This window comes from Amycolatopsis sp. NPDC003861 (assembly GCF_053605405.1).
In genome coordinates this window covers 1-7840 of the sequence record NZ_JBSGJD010000346.1, presented here as the reverse complement: position 1 = coordinate 7840, position 7840 = coordinate 1, and the positions used below count along the sequence as shown (strand labels likewise).

Below are 7840 nucleotides of genomic sequence, written 5' to 3'. Positions count from 1 at the left end.
CCGCGAGGGGCACTCGCCCCGCGGCCGCGCCGGTGGTCGCGGCGGGAGCCGTGCCCCTCGCGGCAGCAGGCTCCCCGGCGGGCGGTTCGGAGGCTTGCGGGCGCTCGGGTGCCGCCGGCGCCGCCGCCGCGGGACGAGCGCCCGCCGCGGTGACCGGCTGGTCGGAGGGCTCCACCACCGGCAGCGCCTCGATCTCCACCGCCACCACGACTTCCCCGGTCGGCCCGCTCACCACCACCCGCCCGCTCCGCACCCCCGACGACCCCGCCGTCACCGCAAGCTCCGCCCCGCCCGGTACCTCGCGCACCGCGATCCACGGCTCCGCCGCCTCGAACCGGACCTCTCGCGCCACCGGCGGGCCCAGCACGCTCAACTTCCCCGACGCCGCCGAGCCCGCCGCCGCCGACAAGCGGACCGACTGAACGTCCACCCGCACCACCGCGGACGACAGCGCGTCCGAAGCCGCCGCTGCCACGTGCTCGATGTCCGTCGATGCCATTGCCCTGAGCGCCTCGAATGCCCCCATCGCCACCGGGAGGTTCGGGCTCGACAACCGCCTCCGCAGCTCCGCCACCGCTCCCAGCCTGGTGAACGGGTTCTCCGCCGCGATCGCCGACGCCAGGTCCGGGGGGATCGGGGAAGGCTTGATGCGGCGGCGCCTGCTCTTGGCCAGGTACAGCTCGCCCTGCATCTCGATGTCGCGGCTCGGCGTCTGCTTGGGATTGCGCTCGCGGACGCGGTCGAACAAGTACTCGTACAACTCGCCCAGCGCGATCAAGCCGTCCTCGTCGCGGTCCGCTTCGCCCGTGCGCAAGCCCTCCACCAACGCCGACGTGAACACCGAGGGCTGGGCCGGCTCGTCCGAGGCCAGCGTGGCCCCCTCGAACGCGTACTCGATCGAATTGGACGCCGTGATCACCGCGCGCCCGCGGCCGCCGCGGAAGCTGTCCAGGACGTTCGCGTCGCCCGACGCGCGGACCGCCACGCCCTGGCCGAACGCCCCTCCGTAACAGCAGTCCAGCAACAGCACGATGCTGCGCGACCGGCTCTGCCGGATGCACTGCTGCACGAAGTCCGCCGGCACCGCCGTCGACCTGAGGCGGTCCGGGCGCGTGTTGCGGGCCGCGAAGTAGAGCCCGCCCGCGTCGTCCTTCAAGCCGTGGCACGAGAAGTGCATCAGGAGGACTTCGTCGGGCTTGCCCTCCAGGCAGAGGTCCTCGATCTCCGCCTGGATCACGTGTGCGGTCTCGTTCCGCACCACCGAGACCTCGAAGTCGCTGATCGCCCGGTCGGCGAGCACCCCGGCCAGGGCGTCGGCGTCCGCCGCGGGCGAGCCCAGCCGCTGCAATCCCGCGTTGTCGTACTCGCCGTTGGCGACGATCAGCGCCCGCCTCCGCCCGGCCATACCGGTAGGAAACGCCCTTCGCGCGCGTTGCGGCAATCAGCCGAACGGGCACACCTATTCGGCAGTGCCCGCGAAAATCGTTTCCTGCTTCTCCAGGCAGACGACGGCGTCCCACGCGGCCGCGACGTCCACCGCGGGCGTCATGTGCGCGTGCCGGATGCTCGACGCCGCGGGGTGCGCCACCACGCAGGGCGCCTGCGGAGCCAGCGTCGCCTCGACACTCCCGAAAACCGGCTCGCCCAAAGCCTGCTCGAACATCCGGAACCCCAGCGGGTACGCCGGGTCGGGGGCCAGGCCGGTCGTCGTCCCCGAGACGGCGGTCAGGGCCAGCGCGAAATAGCGGTCCCCCAGCTCCGCGGCCAGGTGGGTGCCCGCCGACGGCGCCGTCATGCCCGGCATCGGCGAGAACGGGACGCGCTGGAGGTGTCCGTTGTGGATCATCAGCACGATCTTCTCGCCCGGGAACCGCCGCCGCAGCAGGCGGACGGAGGCCGCCATGTACGTGTCCCGCGACGAGCTCTGCGGCTCGGGCGCCCGGCCCGCCATCAGCGCGTCGAGCTCCCGCAGGTACAGGTCGACGCGCAGCGCGCCCTCCGCGTGGTGCGCGGCCACCTCGCCGTAGCTCAGGGACTCCACATGTCCTTTGAGGACGGTCAACGCCGTCGTCGCGGCATCCCGCGCTTCGACGCTCATGGCACCGTAGCGCCCCGGCGCGACCGCGCTGCTCACCGACGCATACGGCTCGCACGCGGCCAGCGCGTTGTCCACAAGGGACACATTCGCCGGGTCCACGCGCAGGACCTCCGCCCGCAACGCCTGCAGCGACGGCACCGGCGAGCCCGCCGAGCTCGGCACGTCGAGCCCGGAGAACCGGACGCCCCGGCCGCGCAGCCAGGTCAGCATCTCGTGCACCTCGGCCGAGTCGCCGAGACCGAACGTGAACCCGTCCCGCGCGATGTCGGCGACCTCGCCCGGACCGCCCTGCAGCCACGCGTCGACCAGGTGCCCCTCCGCGAAGCCGCCTTCGAACCCGAGCACGGTGAACCCGCGTTCGGTGACGAGGTGACGCAGGAGGCGGTCGCGCAGCACTCCGAACTCGCGGATGTGATGGTTGTTCTCACCGATGGCGACCACTTCGGCGTCGCCGATCAGCTCGGCGATTTCGGCAACGGCGACGGTTCCTGTCATACTGGGCACACTAACGCAACAGGAGTAGCAGTTGGCAACCGAGATTTCCGGGACCAAGCGTCCGGGCGGCCGCACCGAGCGGACCCGCCTCGCCGCGCTCAACGCCACCTTGGAGCTGCTCGGCGAACGCGGGTACCTGGAACTCACCGTCGAAGCGGTCGCCGAACGCTCCGGCGTGCACAAGACGACGCTCTACCGCCGCTGGGAGTCCGCCGAAGGCCTGGTCGCGGCGGCTCTCCTGATGGGCGCCGAGCAGGAGTGGGCGGTGCCGGACACCGGGACCCTCGAAGGCGACCTGCGCGCGATCAACCTGGAGCTGGTGCGCTACTTCACCACCCCGGGCGAGCGCGAGCTGCCCACGGCGTCGATCTCGGCGGCCTTCCTCTCCCCGCGCGCGGCCGACGCCCTGCGCGAGTTCTACGTCGACCGCCACGCCCGTTCCGGAGCCGCCGTGGCCCGGGCGATCGAGCGCGGCGAAGTCCCGCCCGGCACCGATCCCGTGGAGCCGGTGCGCGTGGCCTGCGGGCCGGTCTTCTACCGCCTGTTCGTCTCCCGGGAGGGCGTGACACCGCGGGACGCCGACCTCGCCGCCAAAGCCGCCGCGGCCGCCGCGAAGGCCGGCGTCTTCACGGCAGCGGACGGCTGAACCGCACCACGTCCAGGGTGACGCCTTCCAGGGTCTCGGTCGCGGTCTCGCCGTCGTCCGCCCAGCCCTGCCGCAGGTAGAAGGCCTTCGCCCGCTCGTTGGTCGCGAGCACCCACAGGATCGCGCGGTCACCGGACATCGCTTCGACGACGCGGTCGTGCAGCGCGCGGCCGAGACCACGGCCCCAGAACTCCGGCCGCAGGTACAGCGCGTACAGCTGCGAAGGCGCGAAGGCGGCGAAGCCCGCGACGACGCCGTCCTCTTCGATGACCAGCACCTGCCCGACACCCTCGCCGATGCGCCGCGCCCAGGACGCCGCCCGTTCTCCGGCCGAGAGACGCGCGAGGAAGTCGGCCGGCAGCAGGCCCGCGTACGCCGCTTGCCACGACGTCACGTGGACCTGCCCGATCGCCGGGGCGTCGGCGGCCGTGGCCGCGCGGATCAGCTCTTCTCCAGGTACTCCGCGCGCTCGACGTCGACGACGTCGGCAACCATCTGCGCCAGGCCGCGGTACTTCGTCAGCTCCGGGTCCTTCGTGACGAGCTCCTGCGCCAAGGCCCGGGACGCGGCGATCACGTCCTCGTCCCGCAGCAGCGAGAGCAGCTTGAGCGTGGACCGCTTCCCGGACTGCGCGGCGCCGAGGATGTCGCCTTCGCGGCGCAGCTCCAGGTCGAGGCGGGACAGCTCGAAACCGTCCGTCGTGGACTCGACCGCCGCCAGCCGCTCGCGGGTCGCCGTGCCGTCCAAGGTCTCCGTGACCAGCAGGCACAGCCCCGGCACGCTGCCCCGGCCGACGCGGCCGCGCAGCTGGTGCAGCTGGCTGACGCCGAACCGGTCGGCGTCCATGATCACCATCGCGGTCGCGTTCGGCACGTTCACGCCGACCTCGATCACCGTGGTGGCCACCAGGACGTCCAGCTGGGCCGCCGAGAACGCGCGCATCACGGCGTCCTTGTCGTCGGGCGGCATCCGGCCGTGCAGCACGCCGATCTTCAGGCCCTGCAGCGGCCCGTGCTCCAGCTCGGGCGCGACTTCGAGGACCGCCAGCGGCGGGCGCTTGTCGCTCTTGTCCGACGGCGGCTCGTCGCCGATCCGCGGGCAGACGACGTACGCCTGGTGCCCCTTGCCGACCTCCTCGCGCACGCGCTGCCAGATCCGCTCGAACCAGGCGGGCTTCTCCGCGACCGGCACGACCGTGGTGGCGATCGGCGACCGCCCGACCGGCATCTCGCGCAGCGCCGACACTTCCAGGTCGCCGTACACGGTCATCGCGACCGTGCGCGGGATCGGCGTCGCGGTCATGACGAGGACGTGCGGGCTGGTGTCGCCGGCCCCGCGGGTGCGCAGCGCGTCCCGCTGCTCGACGCCGAAGCGGTGCTGCTCGTCGACGACGGCGAGGCCGAGGTCGGCGAATTCGACGTGGTCCTGGATCAGCGCGTGCGTGCCGACGACGATGCCCGCCTCCCCGCTGACGATCTCCAGCAGCGACTTCTTGCGCTCCTTCGCGCCCATCGACCCGGTGAGCAGCGTGACCTTCGTCGCGTTCTCCGCCGCACCCAGCTCGCCGGCCTGGCCGAGGTCGCCGAGCATCTCCCGCAGCGATCGCGCGTGCTGGGCGGCGAGGACTTCGGTCGGCGCCAGCATCGCGGCCTGCCGCCCGTTGTCGACGACCTGCAGCATCGCCCGCAGCGCGACGACCGTCTTGCCCGAGCCGACCTCGCCTTGGAGCAGCCGGTTCATCGGGTGCTCGGACGCCAGGTCCGCGGCGATCTCGTCGCCGATCCCCCGCTGGCCCGCGGTCAGGTCGAAGGGCAGCCGCTTGTCGAAGGCGTCCATCAGGCCGCCGCTGACGTGCGGGTTCGCCTTCGCCGGGCGCGAGATGGCCGAGTGGCGCCGCTGCGCGAAGATCAGCTGGACGGCCATCGCTTCGTCCCACTTCAGCCGCTTCTTCGACGCCTCCAGGTGCGCCCAGTTCTCCGGGCGGTGGATGCCGCGCAGCGCGTTGTCGAGGTCGGCCAGCTTGTGCAGCCGCCGCAGCTCGGCGGGCATCGGGTCGTCGCCGACCTCGAGGACGTCGAGGACCTGCCGCACGCACTTGGCGATCGACCAGGTCGGCATGCCCTGCGCCGCCGGGTAGACCGGGATGATCGCGGCGAGGAAGTTGTCCATCGCCTCGGCTTCGTTCTCGGCGTCGAACAGCTCGTACTCGGGGTTGGTCAGCTGCAGCGTGTCGCGGAAGGCCGACACCTTGCCGGCGAACAGGCCGGTCTTGCCCGGCACGAGGTCCTTCTCCCGCCAGGCCTGGTTGAAGAACGCACAGGTCAGCCGCCGTTTTCCGTCGGTGATGACCATGTCGAGGATGGTGCCGTTGCGGGCCTTCATCCGCCGCTTGCTCACCTTTTCGATGCGCGCCAGCACGGTGGCGTGCTCGCCCAGCTCGAGGCCGTGGATGTCGGTGAGCTCGCCGCGCTCGGCGTAGCGGCGCGGGTAGTGGCGCAGCAGGTCGCTGACCGTCTCGATGTCCAGCGACGTGGCGAGCGCCTTCGCCGTCTTGGCGCCCAGCAGCAACGGCAGCTTGTCGCGCAGTCCGGCCATCCGCTATTCGACTCCCATCAGCAGCACGGCGTCCGCCTGGCCGCTGGCGTAGCTGGTCAGTTCCACCTCCGGGTGCTCCACCCGCAGCTGTTCCGCGAGTTCCCCGGCGACCCCGGGCGGGGCCGCCGCCCCGCTCAGCACCGTCACCAGCTCCCCGCCGAGCGCCAGCATCCGGTTCAGCACCTTCATCGCGGCCGCGACCAGGTTCGTCTCGGACGCGGGCGCGGGCTCGATCAGCACCACCTCGTCGTCGACCAGGCCGACCACGTCACCGGACTGGGCCCGGCCCACCCAGGTTAGCGACTCCTCCTGGGCGATCCGCAGTTCGCCACGCCTGGTGGCGGCGGCCGCTTCGGCCATCGCGACGACGTCGTCGTTGGTGCGGCGCCCGGCGTCGTGCACGGCGAGGGCGGCCAGCACCTGCACCGGCGAGGCGCACGGGATGACGACGACGTCCCGGCCGGCGGCCATCGCGTGCCCGGCCGCGGTGTCGGCCGCGGCGGTGAGGGCGACGCTGCCCGGCAGCACGGTCACCTGCTGCCCGGCGGCCTCGTTGAGCAGGCCGATCATGTCCTCGACGCTCGGCGTCCCGCCGTCGGGCACGGCCAGCACCGGGATGCTTTCGGCGCGCAGCAGCTCGGCCAGCGCCCCGCCGTGGACGACGGCGACGACGGTGCGGTCGATGCCGCCGCCCGGCTCGATCGGCGTCGGCGTCAGCAGGGGCTCGACCCGGATCCTGCGCGGGCGGCCCAGCGCCAGCCCGGCCTCGATGGCGGCGCCGATGTCGGCGCAGTGGACGTGCACGGCGTGGCTGCCCGCGCCGTCGCCGGCGACCGTGACGCTGTCGCCGAGGCCGCTCAGCTCCTTGCGCAGGGTCGGCAGGCTCGCTTCCTCGACGCCGTCGAGGAGGTACATGACCTCCCAGGCGTAGGCCTCGGCGTGCGCGGGGGCCTCGAGGGCGTGGTCGTGCTCGACAGGGGCGCCGGTGAGCACGCCGACCAGCGCGTCGAGCACGGCGACCAGGCCGCGGGCACCGGCGTCGACGACCCCGGCCCGCGCCAGCGCGGGCAGCTGCTCGGGAGTCTTCTCCAGGGCGTGCGCGGCCTCTTTCGCGGCTTTCGCGGCAATTTCGGGCAGCGGGCTCGTGTCCCCGCGCACGGCGAGGGCGACGGCGTGCAGGACGGTCAGGATGGTCCCGGCGACCGGGCGGCTGACGGCTCCGGTGGCGACCTCGTCGGCGTGCCCGAGCGCGTCCGCCAGCCACGGGCCGTCCAGGTCGCCTTCGGCGCGGTCGGCCAGCCCGCGCACGACCTGGGAGAGGATCACGCCGGAGTTGCCCTTGGCGGAGGCGACCGCGCCTCGCGCGAGGATCTTCAGCGCCTCGGCGGCGGTTTCCGGGACGGCTCCGGAAAGTTCGCGGGCGGCGCCGGTCATCGTGAAGAGCATGTTGGAGCCGGTGTCGGAATCGGCGACGGGGTAGACGTTGATCTCGTCGATGGCCGGCCGCAGGCTCGCGAGGCTGTGCACACAGCCCGCCGCCCAGGCCGACACCGCCGCCGCGTCCAGCACCCGCACCCCGTAACCTCCTGACCGGTCCCCGGGCAGCGTATCGACCCGGTGCCGGGGCCCTCGATCGCAGTAGTTACTATGGTCGAGTTGCCCAGTGCATCTGGGCTCATTTCTATGACCCAGATCCAAAGGAGTTCGACGTGGCTGCCGTGTGCGACGTCTGTGGCAAGGGACCGGGCTTCGGCAAGGCGGTCTCGCACTCCCACCGCCGTACCAACCGCCGGTGGAACCCGAACATCCAGACCGTCCACGCCAAGGTGGGTGTGTCCCAGCGCAAGCGCCTGAACGTGTGCACCTCGTGCATCAAGGCGGGCAAGGTCGTTCGCGGCTGACGCTGACGCGAAGTTTGGGACGGCGGGTGCTCCTCGGAGCACCCGCCGTTTTCATGTGGTCACCTCAAGCGCCCCAATGTGGCGTTGGTTGCGTCCAACGCACCC

The 7840-nt window shown here is 72.4% G+C and carries 7 protein-coding genes; 2 read left to right on the top strand and 5 right to left on the bottom strand.

Features of this window, described 5'->3' with window-relative positions:
- Both ACWEVN_RS44205 and ACWEVN_RS44200 read right to left on the bottom strand, forming a co-directional pair.
- Positions 1 to 1405, bottom strand: a 1405-nt coding sequence (locus ACWEVN_RS44205) for a caspase family protein (RefSeq protein ID WP_452055273.1), incomplete at its 3' end; no start/stop codon positions are given.
- A gap of 54 nt (positions 1406 to 1459) precedes the next feature.
- A complete protein-coding gene (locus tag ACWEVN_RS44200) occupies positions 1460 to 2593 on the bottom strand; it encodes an erythromycin esterase family protein (RefSeq protein ID WP_452055272.1) in 1134 nt (377 codons plus the stop codon).
- A gap of 31 nt (positions 2594 to 2624) precedes the next feature.
- On the opposite strand from ACWEVN_RS44200, the gene ACWEVN_RS44195 reads away from it, so the two are divergent.
- A complete protein-coding gene (locus tag ACWEVN_RS44195) occupies positions 2625 to 3239 on the top strand; it encodes a TetR/AcrR family transcriptional regulator (protein ID WP_452055271.1) in 615 nt (204 codons plus the stop codon).
- On the opposite strand, the gene ACWEVN_RS44190 is transcribed toward ACWEVN_RS44195, so the two are convergent.
- Genes ACWEVN_RS44190 through ACWEVN_RS44180 form a run of 3 tightly spaced genes read right to left on the bottom strand, consistent with a single transcriptional unit; the run spans position 3220 to position 7409 of the window.
- Positions 3220 to 3633: an N-acetyltransferase family protein gene (locus ACWEVN_RS44190; protein WP_452055270.1), complete on the bottom strand. Its 414-nt coding sequence runs from the start codon at positions 3631 to 3633 to the stop codon at positions 3220 to 3222. The two genes, ACWEVN_RS44195 and ACWEVN_RS44190, sit on opposite strands and share 20 nt — an antisense overlap.
- Positions 3634 to 3680: 47 nt before the next feature.
- Positions 3681 to 5834 carry an ATP-dependent DNA helicase RecG gene (recG, locus tag ACWEVN_RS44185; RefSeq protein ID WP_452055269.1) on the bottom strand — a complete coding sequence of 718 codons (2154 nt, stop codon included), beginning with the start codon at positions 5832 to 5834 and terminating at the stop codon, positions 3681 to 3683.
- Positions 5835 to 5837: 3 nt separating this feature from the next.
- Positions 5838 to 7409 (bottom strand): DAK2 domain-containing protein, encoded by a 1572-nt coding sequence (locus ACWEVN_RS44180; protein ID WP_452055268.1) that lies wholly within the window; start codon positions 7407 to 7409, stop codon positions 5838 to 5840.
- Positions 7410 to 7543: 134 nt separating this feature from the next.
- Here ACWEVN_RS44180 and rpmB point away from each other — a divergent pair, with 134 nt between their 5' ends.
- A complete protein-coding gene (rpmB, locus tag ACWEVN_RS44175) occupies positions 7544 to 7735 on the top strand; it encodes a 50S ribosomal protein L28 (protein WP_176172341.1) in 192 nt (63 codons plus the stop codon).
- Positions 7736 to 7840 lie beyond the last annotated feature (105 nt).